This is a genomic window from Roseivivax lentus (assembly GCF_900156805.1).
GTDB classification, from domain to species: Bacteria; Pseudomonadota; Alphaproteobacteria; order Rhodobacterales; family Rhodobacteraceae; genus Roseivivax; species Roseivivax lentus.
Genome location: NZ_FTOQ01000002.1, coordinates 581,851 through 600,220, shown reverse-complemented (window position 1 = coordinate 600,220; position 18,370 = coordinate 581,851). Strand labels below are relative to the sequence as shown.

Below are 18,370 nucleotides of genomic sequence, written 5' to 3'. Positions count from 1 at the left end.
CGCTCTTACGGCGGATCGCGGGAAAAATCCATGCGCCTTGAGGGTTTACTCCGCCGCCTGACGCATCGGTGCCGCCGGTTCGGAGAGGGCCGCCAGCAGCTCTTCCCGGCGCTTTTCGGCGCGGGCGAGATTGGCCATCTTCACCGGCCCGAAACCGCGGATCTGCAGGGGCAGCTCGGCCAGTGCCACCAGCGCGTCCATCCGCGCGGCATCGGCCTGCGGCAGCCACTCGGCCATGTCGCGTTCGTATTGCCGGATGAGCGCGCGTTCGGCCCGGCGTTCGGCGGTATAGCCGAAAGGATCGAGGGGCGTGCCGCGCAGGCCCTTGAGCTTTGCCAGAAGACGGAAATTGCGCAGCATCGACGCGCCGTATTCCTTCTTCTGCGGGCGACCGTCGGGGCCCGTCTTCGACAGAAGCGGCGGGGCGAGATGGAAGGTCATGGTGATATCGCCGTCGAACTGCTCGGCGGCTTTCGCCCGGGTCGCGAGATGCAGGCGGGCGACCTCGTATTCGTCCTTGTAGGACAGAAGCTTGTGGTAGCCCTTGGCGACGGCCTCGCGCAGGCGCGCCTCGCCGGCCTGGTCCACAAGCTTGCGGTAGCGCCGCGCGAGCCGCGCCGACTGGTAGGCGGTCAGATGGGCCGCGCGCACCTCGATCCGCTCTTCGAGCGTCTTCGGCTTCTGCACGACATTGGCGGCGACGCGCGCTGCCGCCTCCTCGGGATGCAGCGCCGCCCAGCGCCCGATGGCGAAGGCCTCGAGGTTCTTTTCCACCGCGGCCCCGTTGAGGCGCATCGCGTCCTCGATCGCCTGCTGGGGCAGCGGGATGAGCCCGTTCTGCCAGGCCGCGCCAAGGATCATCGTGTTGGAATAGATCGAATCGCCCATCACCACGCGCGCGAGCTCGGTCGCGTCGAAGAAGGTGGCGCGCGCGCCCATCCGCCGCTCGAGCGACAGGCGCAGCCGGTCTGCGGGCAGCGTGAACTCGGTGTCGCGGGTGAAATCGCCGGTGATGATCTCGTGGCTGTTCACCACGGCACCGGTGCGGCCCTCGGCGGTCAGTCCCAGCGTCTTCGCCCCCGCCGAGACCACCAGATCGCCGCCGATGAGCGCATCGGCCTCGCCGGTCGCGACCCGGATCGCGCTGATGTCGTCGGGACGCTCGGCGAGCCGCAGGTGGATATGCACCGCGCCGCCCTTTTGGGCCAGACCGGCCATCTCCATCATGCCCGCGCCCTTGCCCGCGATCTGCGCGGCCTGCGCCAGCACCGCGCCCACGGTCACGACGCCGGTGCCGCCGACGCCGGTTACGACCATGTTCCAGGTCTTGTCGATCTGCGGCAGCTCGGGCTCGGGCAGATGCGGCAGGTCGAGCCCGGTGCCGCCGCCCTTCTTGCGATGCGCGCCCTCGAGGGTCACGAAGGACGGGCAGAAGCCCTTGAGGCAGGAGAAATCCTTGTTGCAGGACGATTGGTCGATGGCGCGCTTGCGCCCGAACTCGGTCTCCACCGGCACGATCGAGACGCAGTTGGACTGCACGCCGCAATCGCCGCAGCCCTCGCAGACATCGGTGTTGATGAAGACGCGCCGGTCGGGGTCGGGAAACTGGCCGCGCTTGCGGCGGCGGCGCTTCTCGGCCGCGCAGGTCTGCACGTAGATGATCGCCGAGACGCCCTTGGCCTCCCGCAGCTCCTTCTGGATCGTGTCGAGATGCTCGCGGCTGCTCCATCCCACGGTCGGGGGGAAGCCGTCGCGCAGCGGCTCTTCCTTCTCGTCGAACACCACCTCGATCCGCGGCACGCCCATCGCCTCGAGCTCGCGGGCGATGCGGTCGGGGGTCAGGCCGCCTTCGTTCTTCTGCCCGCCGGTCATGGCGACCGCGTCGTTGTAGAGGATCTTGTAGGTGATGTTGGTGCCCGCCGCGAGGGCCGCCCGGATCGCCTGCACGCCCGAATGGTTGTAGGTGCCGTCGCCCAGGTTCTGGAAGACGTGCTCGGTCCTCGAGAACGGCGCCTCGCCGATCCAGTTCGCGCCCTCGGCGCCCATATGGGTGAAGCCCGTCGTCTGGCGGTCCATCCACTGGACCATGTAGTGACAGCCGATCCCGGCATAGGCGCGGCTGCCCTCGGGCACCTTGGTCGAGGTATTATGCGGGCAACCCGAGCAGAAATACGGCAGCCGGGCCGCGATCTCCTCGGCATTGTCGGCGCGGCGGGCCTCGGCCAGCTGCGCGAGCCCGGCCTTGATGCCGTCCGTCTCGCGGCCCTCTTCCAGCAGGATGCCGCCCAGCTTCTCGGCGATCCAGACCGGATCGAGCGCGCCGCGGGTCGGGAACAGCTCCTCGCGGTGCATGCCGCCCGCGCCGCCCTTGTACCAGCCATAGACGCGGCGGCCACGGCGGTCGTCGAAGATCGCCTCCTTGACCTGCACCTCGATGAGCTTGCGCTTTTCCTCGACGATGACGATCAGATCGAGCCCCTCGGCCCAGTCGTGAAAGCCCTGCATGTCGAGCGGGAAGGTCTGCCCGATCTTGTAGGTGGTGAGGCCCAGCCGCTCGGCCTCGGCCTCGTCGATATTGAGAAGCGACAGCGCGTGCACGAGGTCGAGCCAGTTCTTGCCCGCCGCGACGAAGCCGATCTTGGCCCCGGCCTTGCCCCAGACGCGCTTGTCCATCCGGTTGGCATGGCTGAACGCCTCGGCGGCGAAGCGTTTGTAGTCGATCATCCGCGCTTCCTGCGCGTGCGGCGTGTCGATCAGGCGGATGTTCAGCCCGCCTTCGGGCATGGCGAAATCAGCCGGCGTGGTCAGCGCGACGCGGTCCACGCGGCCATCGACCACCGCCGTCGCCTCGACCGTGTCCTTCATGGTCTTGAGACCGACCCAGAGGCCGGAATACCGCGACAACGCGTAGCCGTAGATGCCGTAATCGAGGATTTCCTGCACGCCCGCGGGCGAGACGACCGGCATGTAGGCATCGACCATCGCCCATTCGGACTGGTGCAGCACGGTGGAGGATTCGCCCGTGTGATCGTCGCCCATGGCCATCAGCACGCCGCCATGGGGCGAGGTGCCCGCCATGTTGGCGTGCCGCATCACGTCGCCCGACCGGTCGACCCCCGGCCCCTTGCCGTACCAGAGCCCGAAAACCCCGTCATACTTCCCCTCGCCGCGCAGTTCCGCCTGCTGGCTGCCCCAGAGCGCGGTCGCCGCCAGATCCTCGTTCAGGCCCTCCTGGAAACGGACATTGGCGGCCTCCAGGTGCCGGGCGGCCTTGTTCATTTGCAGGTCGACCGCGCCCAGGGGCGAGCCGCGATACCCGGTGACATATCCGGCGGTATTCAGCCCCGCAGCGCGGTCGCGCGCGGCCTGTGTCAGCATGAGCCGCACAAGCGCCTGCGTGCCGTTCAGCAGAACCTGCTCCGATTGCAGGTCGAACCGATCTTCAAGAGAAATCCGATGCTTCGACATTCTGCGCCTCCAGTCGCCAAATGTGCGGGCTTCACGACCGATTTTAGGTCAAAATATCTGACCCGCATAGCGTTTTCACTGGAACTTTAACAGTTTTGTGCACTAGGTCCGTACCATCCAACAAAGTTTCGACATCAGACGGCAAGACAACCGAAAGCACGACGCATGGACTGGGATAAGCTCAGAATCTTTCACGCGGTTGCGGATGCGGGCAGCCTCACCCATGCCGGGGATGCGCTGCACCTGTCGCAATCGGCGGTGTCCCGGCAGATCCGGTCGCTGGAGGAATCGCTCGATACCACGCTGTTCCACCGCCATGCGCGCGGGCTGATTCTCACCGAACAGGGCGAATTGCTGTTCGATGCGACGGTCGCGATGGTCAAGCGCATCGACGCCGCCACCGCGCGCATCCGCGACAGCGAAGAGGAAGTCTTCGGCGAATTGCGCGTGACCACGACGACGGGCTTCGGGTCGCTCTGGCTCGCGCCGCGCCTGTCGAAGCTCTACGACAAGTATCCCGACCTCAATATCGACCTGATGCTCGAAGAGCGCGTGCTGGACCTGCCCATGCGCGAGGCGGATGTGGCGATCCGCATGAAGGAGCCGTCGCAGGCCGACCTCATCCGCAAGCGGCTGATGAACATCCGCATGCGGCTCTACGCCTCCGAGGAATATATCGAGAAGAACGGCGCGCCCAAATCGCTCGACGACATGGCCTCGCACCGGCTGATCTGTCAGAACACCCGCTCGGCGCAGGTCTCCGCGGGTCTGCAGCTCGTCCAGCAATTGCTGACGCACGACATCCAGGCGACGCTGTCGGTCAACAACTATTTCGGCGTACTGCAGGCGGTGATGTCCAATCTCGGCATCGGCGTGTTGCCCGACTACATCATCGAGGATTTCCCCTCGGTCGTGCGGGTTTTGCCCGACGTGGAGAGCATCGAGGTGCCCGTTTTTCTGGCATATCCGGAAGAATTGCGCCATTCCAAACGCATAGAGGCCTTCCGTGACTTCGTTCAGGACGAAATCATCGCCCATCGCAAGACCCGCAAGGCCATGGGAGCCATCTGACCTGCAGCCATGACGCCACAGCATAGCGGGCATGTTGCACCTGCGGCATGTTCTGGCTTGATCGACTCAACCCTGCCAACTATTTCATCGTTATGGCGATGAGACGCTGCACAGCGCATCATCTTCATACCTCCCTGTTGGACTTCGGCCGAGCTTTGTGCTCGGCCTTTTTTTTTGCCGCTGGCCCAAGCGGTTGACACCCCGGCTGCCGGACCGGGGCGGGCTCAGCCCTTCGCGGGCGGCAGGGAATAGGTCAGATTCGCCCGCGCCACCGGCGCCGCCTGCCCCTCCGAGAACAACAGCACATCGCAGACCGACAGCGCCCGGCCCAGCTTCAGCACGCGGCATTCGGCCAGCACGTCCTGCCCCGCCACCGGCTTGCGCATGAAATCGATGGAGCAGTTGGTGGTCACCGCCAGCGCCTCGCGCCCGATCCGCGCCATGGTCGCGACGTAGGCCGACACGTCCGCGAGGCTGAACATCGCGGGCCCCGACACCGTGCCGCCCGGGCGCAGATGCCGCTCATGCGCGAAAAGCCGCATCACCAGCAGCTCCTCGTCCAGACGGTCGATGCCGAACATGCCCCGCACCTGCGGAAAGACCTCGTCCAGAAACACCGCCATCTCGTCGGCGGAAATCTTTATCGTCACCCGGCTTTCCTCCCGTCTCTCGGACCCTTAAGCTGCCGCCGACACGAGCGGAGGGCAAGATGGCGCATCTGTTACGCAACGACATCGGACCGGTGGCGCATCTGACGCTGAACCAGCCCGACAAGCTCAACCCCCTGTCCGACGCGATGCTCGCCGCCCTGTCCGAGGAAATCGCCCGGCTGGCCGAAGATCGCAGCATCCGCGTGGTGGTCATCAAGGGCGCGGGCCGGGCCTTCTGCGCGGGCCACGACCTCAAAGAGATGACCGCGGCGCGCGCCGGCGACGACAAGGGACGCGCGGCCTTCGCCGATCTCTTCGACCGTTGTGCGGCGATGATGCAGAGCCTGCAGCGCCTGCCGCAGCCGGTGATCGCGCAGGTGCACGGACTGGCCGCCGCCGCGGGCTGCCAGCTGGTCGCGACCTGCGACATGGCCGTCGCCGCCGAGACCGCGCGCTTCGGCGTGAACGGGGTGAATATCGGCCTCTTCTGCTCCACGCCCATGGTCGCGCTGACCCGCAACATCCCGCGCAAGCACGCCTTCGAGATGCTGACCACCGGTGCCTTCGTCGATGCCTTCCGCGCGCAGGAGTTGGGCCTCGTGAACCGCGTGGTGCCGGAGGACGCGCTCGACAGCGCCACGACCGAGCTTGCGGAGACGGTCGCGGCCAAGCTCGCCACCGCCGTGCGCATCGGCAAGGAAGCCTTCTACGCCCAGGCGCGGATGCCCCTCGACGAGGCCTACCGCTATACCGGCGACGTGATGGTGACCAACATGCTCGACCGCGACACCGAGGAAGGCATCCAGGCCTTCCTCGAAAAGCGCGCGCCCGCCTGGTCGCAGGAGTGACGCGCGCGCTGACCACCCCGTGACAAGGTCCGCGCGAATGACTATCTCGGCGCCATGACAGAGACATTGCATATCGTGGGCGGCGGCATGGCCGGGTCCGAGGCCGCATGGCAGGCCGCCAATCTGGGGCTGCGCGTGGTGATCCACGAGATGCGCCCCAAGGTCGAGACCTTCGCGCACAAGACCGGCAAACTGGGCGAGATGGTGTGTTCCAATTCGTTCCGGTCGGACGACCATGAACAGAACGCCGTGGGCCTTCTTCATTGGGAAATGAAGGCGGCGGGCGGTCTCGTGATTTCAACGGCTTACGATCACCGCCTGCCCGCCGGCGGCGCACTGGCCGTGGACCGCGAGGCATTCTCGGAACAGATCACCGCGGCGCTCAACGCCCATCCCAATATCGAGGTCAGCTACGAGGAAGTGACCGAGCTTCCCGATCAGGGACAGTGGATCATCGCCACCGGGCCGCTCACTTCCGAAGGGCTCGGCGGTGCCATCGCGCGCGCCACCGGCAAGGAAAGCCTCGCGTTTTTCGACGCCATCGCGCCGATCCTCTATGCCGACAGCATCGACATGTCGAAGGCCTGGATGCAGTCGCGCTACGACAAGGGCGAGACCGAGGAAGAGCAGCGCGCCTACCTGAATTGTCCCATGGACAAGACCACTTACGAGGCGTTCATCGACGCGCTGATCGCCGCCGACAAGACCGAGTTCCACGAAGGCGAGACCGCCGGCTACTTCGACGGCTGCCTGCCCATCGAGGTCATGGCCGAGCGCGGCCGCGAAACCCTGCGCCACGGTCCGATGAAGCCCGTCGGCCTGACGAACCCGCATCAGCCGGATGTGAAACCCTGGGCCGTCGTGCAGCTGCGCCGCGACAACGCCTTGGGAACGCTCTATAATATCGTGGGCTTCCAGACCAAGATGAAATACGGCGCGCAGAAAGAGGTGCTGCGGATGATCCCCGGCCTCGAAGAGGCGCGCTTTGCCCGGCTGGGCGGCATCCACCGCAACACCTTCCTCAATTCGCCCACCTTGCTGGATGTCCAGATGCGGCTGAAATCGCAGCCGAATATCCGCTTCGCGGGCCAGATCACCGGCGTCGAGGGCTACGTGGAAAGCGCCGCGATGGGGCTTCTCGCGGGCCGCATGGCTGCTGCCGAGATACTGGGCCAGCCGCTCGCCACCGTGCCCCAAGACAGCGCCCATGGCGCGCTGGTCCACCACATCACCGGCGGCGCTGAGGCCAAGACCTTCCAGCCGATGAACGTCAATTTCGGCCTGTTCCGCCCGCTCGACGACAGCGCCGGAATCAAGGGCGGGCGGCGCGGACGCCGCGAGCGCTACAAGGCCTATACCGACCGCGCGAAATACGCGTGGCAGGGCTGGTTGTCCGATCAGGCGGGCGCGCCCGCCGCCGCCGCGGAGTAACGCCCATGAACTACGTCCTCGCCCTTTTCCTGCCGCCGTTGTCGATCCTGCTCACGGGCCGGATCATCACCGCCATCGTGGTCTTCATCATCTGGGTGCCCGCGATCATCTTCTCGGGCGGGCTGACCCATCCGATGTTCATCCTGCTGGCCTGGATCCTGATCTATCAATCCGGCGAAGAGGCCCGCGCGCGCCGCCGCGACCCCTGATGCGCACGCGCTTCGCGCCGTCGCCCACGGGTCCGCTGCATCTCGGCCACGCCTATTCGGTGCTTCTGGCCCATGACATGGCGCAGGCCGCTGGCGGCACTTTTCTGCTGCGGATCGAGGATATCGACCAGAGCCGCGCGCGCCCCGAATGGGAGGCCCTGATCTACGAGGATCTGCGCTGGCTCGGTCTGGACTGGGAAGCGCCGGTCATGCGCCAGTCCGAGCGCCTTCCGGCCTATCGCGCGGCGCTCGAAACCCTTTGGTCCCGAGGGCTTCTCTATCCATGTTCATGCACGCGGCGGGACATCCAGGACGCCGTATCCGCCCCGCAGGAAGGGGCCGAACCCTCGGTCGGGCCGGACGGGCTCGTCTATCCCGGCACCTGCCGCCCGGAGGCGCCACCGCAAGGTCCGATGCCCGACCGCGCGGTGCTGCGGCTGGACATGGCCCGCGCGCTCTCGGTGCTGGATGCGCCTTTGCGCCATGAGGAAACCGGCCGCGGCCCCGGCGGCGAAACCGGGCAGATCGCCATCCCCGGCGACAGCCTGCTGCGCGCCGCCGGAGACGTGGTTCTGGCCCGGCGCGACATGGGCACGTCCTATCATCTGTCGGTGGTCGTGGACGACGCCGAGCAACGCGTCAGCCATGTGGTCCGGGGCGAGGACCTGTTCGAAGCAACGCCGATTCACGTTCTTCTTCAACGCCTTCTGGGCTTTACCTCACCCATCTACCACCATCATCGCCTGATCCGCGACGCCGCCGGCAAACGGCTTGCCAAGCGCGACGATGCCCGTGCCATCCGGACCTATCGCGACGAGGGCCTGACCCCTGCGGATATTCGCGCGAAAGTCGGCCTCTAATGGCCTGATATCATTCGACCATCGGCGTCATCAACTCGCGTTCCGCGCCGTGTTCGATGGCAGTATAGAAGCAGCTGCGCCGGTTGGTGTGACAGGCCGGGCCGCTTTGTCGCACACGGAGCAGCAGGCAATCACGGTCGCAGTCGACGCGCATCTCGACCAGTTCTTGCGTGTGGCCCGAGGTCTCGCCCTTCACCCAGAACGCTTTTCGCGATCGAGACCAATAGGTTACGCGGTGTGTTTCAAGCGTTTTCGCCACCGCCTCGGCGTTCATCCAAGCCAGCATGAGGACCTCGCCCGTTTCTGCATCCTGCGCGATGGCCGGCAAAAGGCCGCGCTGGTCATAGACCAAGGTCTCGGGATCGAAGGTCATGGCAAGAAACCTTTTTGCACAAATGGGTCGAACGCCTATTTATGGAGGAAGCACGAAAAGGGAAAGCCATGTCGGCCGAACAGGATCTCATCAAGCTCTATTCCGATCGCATCCTCGCGCTGGCGGCGGATATCCCCTGCACCACGCGGCTGGAGGCGCCGGATGCGACGGTCAAGAAACGCTCGCCGCTCTGCGGGTCAACCGTGACGGTCGATCTGAACGTCGCGGACGGGCGCGTGACGGCCTATGGCCAGGACGTGAAGGCCTGCGCCCTGGGCCAGGCCGCGGCCTCGGTCGTGGGCGGCGCGATCGTCGGCTGCGACGCGGACCAGATCACCGCGGCGCGCGATGCGCTCAAGGCGATGCTGAAAGACGGCGGCCCCGCGCCCGACGCGCCGTTCGACGGGCTCGAAGTGCTGCGCCCGGCGGCCGCCTACAAGAACCGGCATGCCTCGATCATGCTGGCACTCGATGCGGCGGCGGAGGCGATGGAAATCGTCCGCGCGCGCGAAACGGCTTAACCGGATCTTTCGAGTTACGGCGTCAGGAAGGGCAGGTCCGCCTGCCCGGAATGCCGTTTGCGCGCAGCGCAATGCGGTCAGGGACTGGCCGGCAGGAAAGCTCAGGCGCGTCGCTGGCACGTCAGCATGCGGCCCCGCCGTCATGGCAAGAAAAAACCGCTGCGTCTTGGGGGACGCAGCGGCCAGTGGCGTGTCTTGCGGACAATGGGGACGTTCGGGATCGCGCACATGGGGGACAGGCAGTGTCGGTGGCGATGCATCGGGGACAGTGGATGCGGTCGAACAGGGGTCCGGTACAAGCTACGCAGGCAGAAACAGAAGACTCACGCGCCGAAATGCAGCCCCGCCACCAGCATGACGACCAGCGACAACACGCCAAGCGTATCCATCCACAGCGTGTCCTGGGAGCGGCGGATCGTGGTCTTGATCTGGTGGATCATCGGAGCATCCTTTCGTTCTGGTTGCTCTTTTGTTCTCACGTATGGTCGATTCTGTAAAGAACTTTTTAAGAACATTCGTGAACACTGAGGAACAGGCGCCGGTTCAACCCACGGAAATCAGGCGGATCGCGCGATCCTGCCGCATCAGCCAAAGCAGCGTTCGCGCCGCCTGTCCGCGTGCGGAGGTCAGCGTCGGGTCCTCTGCCAGCAAGAGCCGCGCATCGCTCTGGGCGATGCGCATCAATCCCGCCTGCGCCTCCAGGTCGGCGATGCGGAACCGGGGAAGCCCGGATTGCGCGGTGCCGATCAGATCGCCCGCGCCGCGCATCTCGAGATCGACCTCCGCGATGCGGAAGCCGTCCTCGGTCTCGCGCAGGGTGGTCAAGCGACGCTCCGCCGCCTCGTTCAAGGGCGGACGGTACATCAGAAGGCAGGTCGATTCGGCCGCCCCCCGTCCGACCCGTCCGCGCAACTGGTGCAATTGCGCGAGGCCGAACCATTCCGCCCGCTCGATCACCATGATCGACGCATTGGGCACGTTCACCCCCACTTCGATCACCGTGGTGGCCACGAGAACCTGCGTGTCGCCCGCAACGAAGCGCGCCATGGCAGCGTCTTTCTCCGCCGCCGGCATCTGGCCGTGCACGAGGCCCACAACGCCCTCGCCCAGGGCTGCGCGCAAATGCTTGAACCGGTCCTCCGCCGCGGTCAGGTCCACCGCTTCGCTTTCATCCACGAGCGGACAGACCCAGTAGACCTGCCGCCCCTCCGCCACTGCATTGGCAAGATGCGACACGACCTCGTCCATCCGCCCGGTCGAGACGAGCGCGGTGCGCACGGGTTTGCGCCCGGGCGGTTTCTCGTCGAGAACCGAGATGTCCATATCGCCGTATTGCGCCAGCGAGAGCGAGCGCGGGATCGGCGTCGCGGTCATCACCAGAACGTCCGCGACAGGCCCCTTTTCGCCGAGCTCCAGCCGCTGATTGACGCCGAAGCGGTGCTGTTCATCGACGATGGCCAGCCGCAAATCGCGGAACGCCACGTCCTTCTGAAAGACCGCATGGGTGCCCACGAGGATGTCGATGCGCCCCTCGGCCAGCGCCGCGAGTTTCTCCGCGCGCTCGCGGCCCTTGTCGCGCCCGGTCAGGATTTCCACCGTCACGCCCGCGCTTTCGGCAAACGGCCGCAAGCCGTCCAGATGCTGCCGGACGAGGATTTCGGTCGGCGCCATCATCACGCCCTGCCCGCCCGCCTCGACCGCGATCAGAAGCGCCATGAAGGCCACGAGGGTCTTGCCGGAGCCCACGTCCCCCTGCAAAAGCCGGCTCATCCGCTCCGGCGCGGCCATGTCGGCGGCGATTTCGGCGATGGCGCGCTCCTGCGCCCCGGTCGGGGTATAGGGCAAGGCGGCGCGCACCTTTTTCGCCAGCCGATCATCGCCGCGCGTCGATTGTCCCGGCCGTTTCCGGCGGTCGGCGCGCGCCAGCGCCAGCGTCAGTTGATGCGCCATGAATTCATCATAGGCGAGCCGCTGCCGCGCCGGGGCCTCCGGGGCGAGGTCGGCGGCGGCCCCGGGCGCATGCGCCGCCTGCAGGGCCGCGCGCCAATCCGGCCAGCCCGCCTTGGCCTTCTGCGCGGGATCGATCCATTCGGCCAGATCCGGCGCCCGCGCGAGGGCCGCGTGCACGGCCTTGACCATGGTCTTCTGCGTGACGCCATGGGTCCGCGGATAGACCGGCTCGAAGCCCGGCAGATGCTCGGCCTCGGCGCGGGTCAGGACGTGGTCGGGATGGACCATCTGCGCCCGACCGTCGAACAGCTCGACCCGGCCCGAGACGATCCGGCGCTGCCCCGTGGGCAGGATTTTCTGCAGGTAATCCGCGCGCCCGCGGAAGAAGACCAGCTCGAAGCTCATCGCGCCGTCCCGCACCTCGATGCGGTAAGCGCCGGTGCGCGAGCGCGGCGCGCGATGCAGGCCCACGGTCACCTCGACGGTCAGGGTGGCGGGCAGGTCCGCGCCCTGGATGGTGTCGCGCAGGCTGCGATCGATGCCAGAATAAGGCAGCAAGAACAACAGGTCACGCGGCGCCTCGACATCGAGCCCCTCCAGCGCCTGCGCGGTTTTCGGCCCCACGCCCTCCAGCGCGGTCAGGTCGCCGAACAGCGGAAACAGCGCCTCGGGCCGCGTGCTCATGCGGCGCCGATCAGGTCGAGCCAGCCATCCTCGTCGAGGATCTCGATGCCCAGATCGCGGGCCTTTTTCTCCTTTGAGCCCGCCCCGGGCCCCGCCACCACGAGATCGGTCTTCGACGAGACCGAGCCCGAGACCTTCGCGCCGAGCGCTTCGGCGCGGGCCTTGGCCTCGGCGCGGGTCATCTTCTCGAGGCTGCCGGTAAACACCACCGTCTTGCCCGCGACCGGGCTGTCGGTGGTCGCGGGCCGGGCGGCCTCCTGCACCTCGAGATGCGCAAGCAGCCGGTCGATGGAGGCGCGCTCCGCCTCCTGGTTCATCGTGGTGACCAGCGAGGTGGCCAGCGTCCGGCCCACCCCGTCGATGCCGATCAGCGTCTCCCAGGCCGGCCCATCGCACTGCGCCGCCTCACGCATTGCCGCATCGAAGGACTCCCAGGTGCCGTAATGCCGGGCGAGCAGGTTCGAGGCGACCTCGCCCACGTGGCGAATGCCGAGCCCAAAGATCAGCCGGCCCAGCGGGATGCGGCGGCGCGCCTCGATGGCGGCGAAGAGGTTCTCGGCCGATTTCTCGCCCCAGCCCTCGCGGTTCTTCAGTTGCTGCAGGCCGGTGCCGTAATTCTCGCGCAGTGCGAAGATGTCGGCGGGTTCGCGCACCCAGCCGTCCTCGTAGAATTGCTCGACCTGCTTGGCGCCGAGGCCCTCGATGTCGAAGGCCGCGCGGCCGACGAAATGCTTGAGCCGCTCGACCGCCTGGGCCGGGCAGATCAGCCCGCCCGAACAGCGCCGGACCGCATCGCCCTCCTCGCGGATGGCATCCGATCCGCAGCGCGGACAAACTTTCGGGAATTCATAGGGTTGGGCGTCGTCTGGCCGCTTTTCCAGGTCGACATCGGCGATCTTCGGGATCACGTCACCGGCGCGGTAGACCTGCACCCAATCGCCCTCGCGGATGTCCTTGCCGTCGCGAATCGGTGCCCCGTTCGCGTCGCGACCGGCGATGTAATCCTCGTTGTGCAGCGTGGCGTTCGACACGACGACCCCGCCCACGGTCACCGGCCGAAGCCGTGCCACCGGCGACAGCGCACCGGTGCGGCCGACCTGGATGTCGATTGCGTCGAGCCAGGTCCAGGCCAGTTCGGCGGGAAACTTGTGCGCGATCGCCCAGCGCGGCGTGGTCGACCGGAACCCGAGCCGCCCCTGCAGCGCGAGGTCGTCGACCTTGTAGACGACGCCGTCGATATCGTAGCCGAGCGTCGCCCGGGCCTCCTCGATCCTGCGGTATTGCGCGATCATCTCGTCCGGGCCGTCGCACAGCCGGGTCAGCGGATTGGTCTGGAAACCCAGTGCTTGCAGCCGGTCGATGGCCGCTTTCTGCGTCTCCGCGAGCGGTGCGGACAGCTCTCCCCAGGCATAGGCGAAAAAGCGCAGGGGCCGCGAGCGGGTGATCTCCGGGTCCAGCTGGCGCAGCGATCCGGCCGCGGCGTTGCGCGGATTGGCGAAGGTCTTGGCGCCTTTCTCGGATTGGCGCGCATTGAGATCGGCGAAATCGGCATGGCTCATATAGACCTCGCCGCGCACCTCAAGGATGTCCGGCACGCCCTCGAGCCGGTCGGGAATATCGTCGATGGTCCGGGCATTGGCGGTGACGTTTTCACCCTCGGCACCGTCGCCGCGGGTCGCGGCCTCGGTCAAGCGCCCGCCCTCGTAGCGCAGACTGAGCGACAACCCGTCGATCTTGGGCTCGGCGGTATAGGCCAGGCTGTCCTCGGGGCCGAGCCCGAGATAGCGGCGGATACGCGCGTCGAACTCGGCGATCTCCGCATCCTCGAAGGCGTTCGAGAGCGAGAGCATGCGCACGCGGTGACGCACCTTCTCGAAGCCATCGGAGGGCGCGGCGCCGATCTGTTCGGAGGGCGAATCGCTGCGCTTGAGATCGGGAAAGCGCGCCTCGATCGCGGCGTTGCGTCGTTTCAGCCGGTCGTATTCCGCGTCGCTGAGCGTGGGCGCGTCCTGCAGGTAATATTCGTCATTGGCCGTGGCGAGCCGTTGCGACAGCAGCGCGAGTTCCTGCGCCGCCGCCTCCTTGGTCAATGCCTCGACCGCGATCTCTTGCCCGTCCGCTTGCCCGGCCATGCTGCCCGTCTCGTTTCGTCACAGATGGGCCAAGTGATAGGTCGCAGGGCGTCGGGGGTCCAGCCCGGGCAGTGCGGCGTCCAGCCTCGGATCAGGCGCCGATGGCGATGGGATCGGCGGTCTCGCCATTGGGTTCGGGATCGCGCAGCACGTAGCCGCGGCCCCATACGGTCTCGATATAGCTGTCCTCGCCGGTCGCCACTGAGAGTTTCTTGCGCAACTTGCAGATGAACACGTCGATGATCTTCAATTCCGGCTCGTCCATGCCGCCATAGAGATGGTTGAGGAACATCTCCTTGGTCAGGGTCGTGCCCTTGCGCAGGCTCAGAAGCTCGATCATCTGGTATTCCTTGCCGGTCAGGTGCACCTGGGTGTCGCCCACTTCGACGGTCTTCGCGTCGAGATTGACCGAGATCTTGCCGGTGCGGATCACCGATTGCGAATGCCCCTTGGAGCGGCGGATGATCGCGTGAATCCGCGCCACCAGCTCGTCGCGGTGGAACGGTTTGGTGAGGTAATCGTCGGCGCCGAATCCGAAGCTTTTCAGCTTGCTTTCGGTATCATCGTCGCCCGACAGGATCAGGATCGGCGTGTTGATCCGCGCCGTGCGCAATTGCCGCAGCACGTCATGACCGGTGATATCGGGCAGGTTGATATCGAGCAGAATGAGGTCGTAATCGTAAAGCTTCGCAAGATCGACGCCCTCTTCCCCCATATCCGTCGCATAGACGTTCAGGTTCGCATGGGTAAGCATCATTTCGATGCTCTTGGACGTCGTCAGATCGTCTTCGACGAGTAGAACACGCATTTTGGTGTCTCCGATTGAGCTGTCCCGGCTATGCTCAATCTGCGACGAAAAGAGTTAACCACTCCTAAACATACCCGCAAAAGCATCAAATACAACCTAAAGTTGTCGATATTTCTGCAAAGCTGTTGTTTTCAGGGCATCCGGGCCGTGCATCCGCGCAGCACCGATCCATTCCTGCAACTCTTCCTCGGACAGCGCATAAAGCTCCTGCGCCTGGGCCTCGGTGATCAGCCCGAACAGCACCGCCTTCACCACCGCCAGCTTGCGCGAGGCCACCCAGCGCTGCGTATCGCCCGGCGGCAGGTCCGCCCGTGTCATCGTGCTGCCATCCGGCAACCGCACCGCCCGCGGCCCATCGATCCTTTTGAGGTACATCCGTCTGATCCCTTGTTCGTCCGGATCAGACCCTCGCGCAGCCGCGCTTAACGCTGCATGAACCGCGCCCTTGAGAATAGGTTGGATTTTCATATATTCCGCCGGTCTTACCCAACGCTCCAGCTGGCAGGAAGAACATGGCCTTCGACGCATCGACCCCGAATTCCCTCGGCTTCGCGAAACCCCCGTCCGAGACGCGCGTGGTGGTCGCCATGTCGGGCGGCGTGGACAGCTCGGTCGTGGCCGCCCAGCTGGCCGAGGAAGGCTACGACGTGGTGGGCGTGACGCTGCAGCTTTACGACCATGGCGCGGCCCTGGCCAAGAAGGGCGCCTGCTGCGCCGGCATCGACATCCACGACGCCCGCCGCGTGGCCGAGGAGATGGGCTTTCCCCATTACGTGCTCGATTACGAGAACATCTTCCGCGACGCGGTGATCGACGAGTTTGCCGAAAGCTATCTCGGTGGCGCGACGCCGGTGCCCTGCATCCGCTGCAACGAGCGGGTGAAGTTCAAGGACCTCCTGGCGACCGCCCGCGATCTCGACGCCGATTGCATGGCGACCGGCCATTACATCCAGCGCAAGATGGGTGCGGCGGGGCCGGAGCTGCATTCAGCCGCCAATGCCAATCGCGACCAGTCCTACTTCCTGTTCTCCACGACGCCCGAGCAGCTCGACTACCTGCGCTTCCCGCTGGGCCACCTGCCCTCGAAGGACGCGACCCGGGCGCTCGCGGCGAAATACGGGCTCACGGTGGCCGACAAGCCCGACAGCCAGGACATCTGCTTCGTGCCCGACGGCAATTACGCGGCGGTGATCGAGAAACTGCGCCCGGGTGCTGCGGAGCCGGGCGAGATCGTGCATGCCGATGGCCGCGTTCTCGGCAGCCACAAGGGCGTGATCCATTACACGATCGGCCAGCGCCGCGGCCTCGGCATCGGCGGCCTCGACGAGCCGCTCTACGTCGTCCGGCTCGACGTCGACGCGAAACGCGTGATCGTCGGCCCGAAAAGCCTGCTCGCCACCCGCACCATCCCGGTGCGCGAGATCAACTGGCTGGGCGATGCGGCCTTCGAGAGCCGGGCCGAATGGCATGTCTCGGTCAAGGTCCGCTCCACCCGTCCCCCGCGCGAGGCGGTGATCCGCCCGCTCTCGGCGACCGAGGCGGAGGTCGAACTTCTCAGCCCCGAGGAAGGTGTCTCGCCGGGCCAGGCCTGCGTGTTCTACGAAACCGGCGGCAGCCGCATCCTGGGCGGCGGATGGATCTGGCGCGGGCATTGACCTCGCGCCACCCCGGGCCCGGGCGCGCCTCGGCCCCCGCGCCGGGCGGGACGGCCGACAGGCGCGCCAAGCCCCCTTGCGCTTGCCTCTTGGACAAATACCGCCGGGAGTGAATTGGCCGAAGGCCAAGAGGGGGCAGCGCCCCCTTCACCCGAGACCGGGGCCATAGGCCCCGGGCGAGACGCCATGCGCTGGCGGCATGCCCGCACCGCGGGATCGGCAAATCCGGCTCAGACCCGTGCGAAGGCCAGCACCGCGTTGAGCCCCCCGAAGGCGAAAGCGTTGGAGAGCACCGCCTCGACCCGCGCCTCGCGCGCCTCGTTCGGCACCACGTCGAGCGCGCATTCCGGATCCGGCTCGTCGTAATTGATGGTGGGCGCGATCACGCCCTCGCGCAACGCCATGAGGCAAGCCAGCGCCTCGATGGCCCCGGTGCCGCCGATGGCGTGGCCGTGCATGGATTTCGTCGACGAGATCATCAGCCGGTCCGCATGCGCGCCGAACACATCCGCCACGGCGGAGCATTCGGTCTTGTCGTTGGCGGCGGTGCCGGTGCCGTGGGCGTTGATGTAGCCGATGGTCTCGGGCGCGAGCCCGGCATCGGCGAGCGCCCCGCGCATGGCCCGCGCCGCGCCCTGTTTCGACGGCATGACGATGTCGGCGGCGTCCGAGGACATCGCCGCCCCCACCACCTCGGCCAGGATCTCGGCGCCGCGCGCGCGGGCATGTTCGTATTCCTCGAAGACGAAAATGCCCGCCCCCTCGCCCTGCACCATGCCGTTGCGGTTGGCCGAGAACGGCCGGCAGCCGTCCTTCGACATCACCCGCAGCCCTTCCCAGGCCTTGATCCCACCGAAGCAGAGCATCGATTCGGAGCCGCCGGTGACCATGACCGGCGCCATGCCCGACCGGACGAACCAGAAGGCCTGGCCCATGGCGTGGTTGGACGAGGCGCAGGCCGAGGCCACGGTGAAGGACGGCCCTTTGATGTTGTATTGCATCGAGACATGCGAACAGGCAGCGTTGTTCATGAGCTTGGGCACGATGAACGGATGCACCCGGTTCTTGCCCTCCTCGTAGACCGCCCGGTAATTCTCGTCCTGCGTGGTCAGCCCGCCGCCGGAGGTCCCCAGCACCACGCCCGAACGCGCGGCAAGCTCGCCCTCGAAGCTGAGGCCCGACTGGCCGATGGCCTCGGCGGCGGCGAGCAGGGTGAACTGCGTGTAGCGGTCGTAAAGCGCGATCTGCTGGCGGTTGAAGCGCGCCTCGGCCTCGTAGCCGGTGACCTGCCCGCCGATCCGGATCGACAGCCGGTCCGCGTCGCGGATATCGAGCGGGCCGATCCCCGACCGGCCCTCGCGCATCGCGGCACAGGTCGTGGCCACGTCGTGCCCCAGCGCGTTGATCGTGCCCGCGCCGGTGATGACGACGCGCTTCACGCGTGCTGTTCGGCGACGAGCCGCTCCACCTCCGCCACGATGCGCGAGACCGAGGAGATGTCGAAACCGCTCTCGCCCGGAGCGTTGGCGTTGAAGGGCACGGAGATGTCGAAGGCTTCCTCGATGGTGAAGATCGATTCCACAAGCGCCATCGAATCGATGCCCAGATCCTCGAGTGTCATGTCCATCTCCACGTCGGACGGCTCGAGCACCGCCTGCTCGGCCAGGATTTCCACAACCTTCGTCTTCACATCCATGGGGCGTCTGTCCG

General features: G+C 66.5%; 16 protein-coding genes. 7 read left to right on the top strand and 9 right to left on the bottom strand.

Annotated elements, in window-relative coordinates; genetic code table 11:
* Positions 1 to 45: 45 nt before the first annotated feature.
* Positions 46 to 3,468, bottom strand: coding sequence for an indolepyruvate ferredoxin oxidoreductase family protein (locus tag BW990_RS06540; RefSeq protein ID WP_076446162.1), 3,423 nt, complete (start codon positions 3,466 to 3,468; stop codon positions 46 to 48).
* 165 nt (positions 3,469 to 3,633) lie between these two features.
* Here BW990_RS06540 and BW990_RS06535 point away from each other — a divergent pair, with 165 nt between their 5' ends.
* Complete coding sequence (locus BW990_RS06535) at positions 3,634 to 4,539, top strand: LysR family transcriptional regulator (protein WP_076446160.1); 906 nt, start codon at positions 3,634 to 3,636, stop codon at positions 4,537 to 4,539.
* Positions 4,540 to 4,763: 224 nt separating this feature from the next.
* Here BW990_RS06535 and BW990_RS06530 read toward each other — a convergent pair whose 3' ends face one another.
* Positions 4,764 to 5,162, bottom strand: a complete 399-nt coding sequence (locus BW990_RS06530; RefSeq protein WP_083950502.1) for a PaaI family thioesterase — start codon at positions 5,160 to 5,162, stop codon at positions 4,764 to 4,766.
* 86 nt (positions 5,163 to 5,248) lie between these two features.
* On the opposite strand from BW990_RS06530, the gene BW990_RS06525 reads away from it, so the two are divergent.
* Genes BW990_RS06525 through gluQRS form a run of 4 tightly spaced genes read left to right on the top strand, consistent with a single transcriptional unit; the run spans position 5,249 to position 8,537 of the window.
* Positions 5,249 to 6,037, top strand: coding sequence for an enoyl-CoA hydratase (locus BW990_RS06525; protein ID WP_076446156.1), 789 nt, complete (start codon positions 5,249 to 5,251; stop codon positions 6,035 to 6,037).
* Between the two features lie 54 nt (positions 6,038 to 6,091).
* On the top strand, positions 6,092 to 7,468 hold the full coding sequence (gene trmFO / locus BW990_RS06520; protein ID WP_076446154.1) for a methylenetetrahydrofolate--tRNA-(uracil(54)-C(5))-methyltransferase (FADH(2)-oxidizing) TrmFO: 1,377 nt from the start codon (positions 6,092 to 6,094) through the stop codon (positions 7,466 to 7,468).
* A gap of 5 nt (positions 7,469 to 7,473) precedes the next feature.
* The gene (locus tag BW990_RS06515; protein WP_076446152.1) at positions 7,474 to 7,677 is read left to right on the top strand and encodes a hypothetical protein; all 204 of its coding nucleotides are present in this window, start codon (positions 7,474 to 7,476) and stop codon (positions 7,675 to 7,677) included.
* A complete protein-coding gene (gene gluQRS, locus BW990_RS06510; protein WP_076446150.1) occupies positions 7,677 to 8,537 on the top strand; it encodes a tRNA glutamyl-Q(34) synthetase GluQRS in 861 nt (286 codons plus the stop codon). The genes BW990_RS06515 and gluQRS overlap by 1 nt, the downstream gene beginning before the upstream one ends.
* A gap of 10 nt (positions 8,538 to 8,547) precedes the next feature.
* Here gluQRS and hisI read toward each other — a convergent pair whose 3' ends face one another.
* Positions 8,548 to 8,910, bottom strand: coding sequence for a phosphoribosyl-AMP cyclohydrolase (gene hisI / locus BW990_RS06505; protein WP_076446148.1), 363 nt, complete (start codon positions 8,908 to 8,910; stop codon positions 8,548 to 8,550).
* Between the two features lie 68 nt (positions 8,911 to 8,978).
* On the opposite strand from hisI, the gene BW990_RS06500 reads away from it, so the two are divergent.
* Entirely contained in the window at positions 8,979 to 9,431 is a 453-nt protein-coding gene (locus BW990_RS06500) for an iron-sulfur cluster assembly scaffold protein (protein WP_076446146.1), read from the top strand.
* A 543-nt stretch (positions 9,432 to 9,974) separates the two neighbouring features.
* Here BW990_RS06500 and recG read toward each other — a convergent pair.
* The 4 genes from recG to sciP all read right to left on the bottom strand — a co-directional run bounded on the left by recG (position 9,975) and on the right by sciP (position 15,380).
* Entirely contained in the window at positions 9,975 to 12,065 is a 2,091-nt protein-coding gene (recG, locus tag BW990_RS06495; protein WP_076446144.1) for an ATP-dependent DNA helicase RecG, read from the bottom strand.
* A complete protein-coding gene (gene ligA / locus BW990_RS06490) occupies positions 12,062 to 14,197 on the bottom strand; it encodes an NAD-dependent DNA ligase LigA (protein ID WP_076446142.1) in 2,136 nt (711 codons plus the stop codon). Before ligA ends, recG begins: the two co-directional genes overlap by 4 nt.
* A gap of 91 nt (positions 14,198 to 14,288) precedes the next feature.
* Entirely contained in the window at positions 14,289 to 15,005 is a 717-nt protein-coding gene (gene ctrA, locus BW990_RS06485; protein WP_076446140.1) for a response regulator transcription factor CtrA, read from the bottom strand.
* Between the two features lie 96 nt (positions 15,006 to 15,101).
* A complete protein-coding gene (gene sciP, locus BW990_RS06480) occupies positions 15,102 to 15,380 on the bottom strand; it encodes a CtrA inhibitor SciP (RefSeq protein ID WP_076446138.1) in 279 nt (92 codons plus the stop codon).
* Positions 15,381 to 15,517: 137 nt separating this feature from the next.
* On the opposite strand from sciP, the gene mnmA reads away from it, so the two are divergent.
* A complete protein-coding gene (mnmA, locus tag BW990_RS06475) occupies positions 15,518 to 16,660 on the top strand; it encodes a tRNA 2-thiouridine(34) synthase MnmA (RefSeq protein WP_076446136.1) in 1,143 nt (380 codons plus the stop codon).
* Between the two features lie 230 nt (positions 16,661 to 16,890).
* Here the strand turns inward: mnmA and BW990_RS06470 are convergent, their stop codons facing one another.
* A complete protein-coding gene (locus BW990_RS06470) occupies positions 16,891 to 18,099 on the bottom strand; it encodes a beta-ketoacyl-[acyl-carrier-protein] synthase family protein (RefSeq protein ID WP_076446134.1) in 1,209 nt (402 codons plus the stop codon).
* The gene (locus BW990_RS06465; protein ID WP_076446132.1) at positions 18,096 to 18,356 is read right to left on the bottom strand and encodes an acyl carrier protein; all 261 of its coding nucleotides are present in this window, start codon (positions 18,354 to 18,356) and stop codon (positions 18,096 to 18,098) included. The genes BW990_RS06470 and BW990_RS06465 overlap by 4 nt, the downstream gene beginning before the upstream one ends.
* Positions 18,357 to 18,370: the final 14 nt, after the last annotated feature.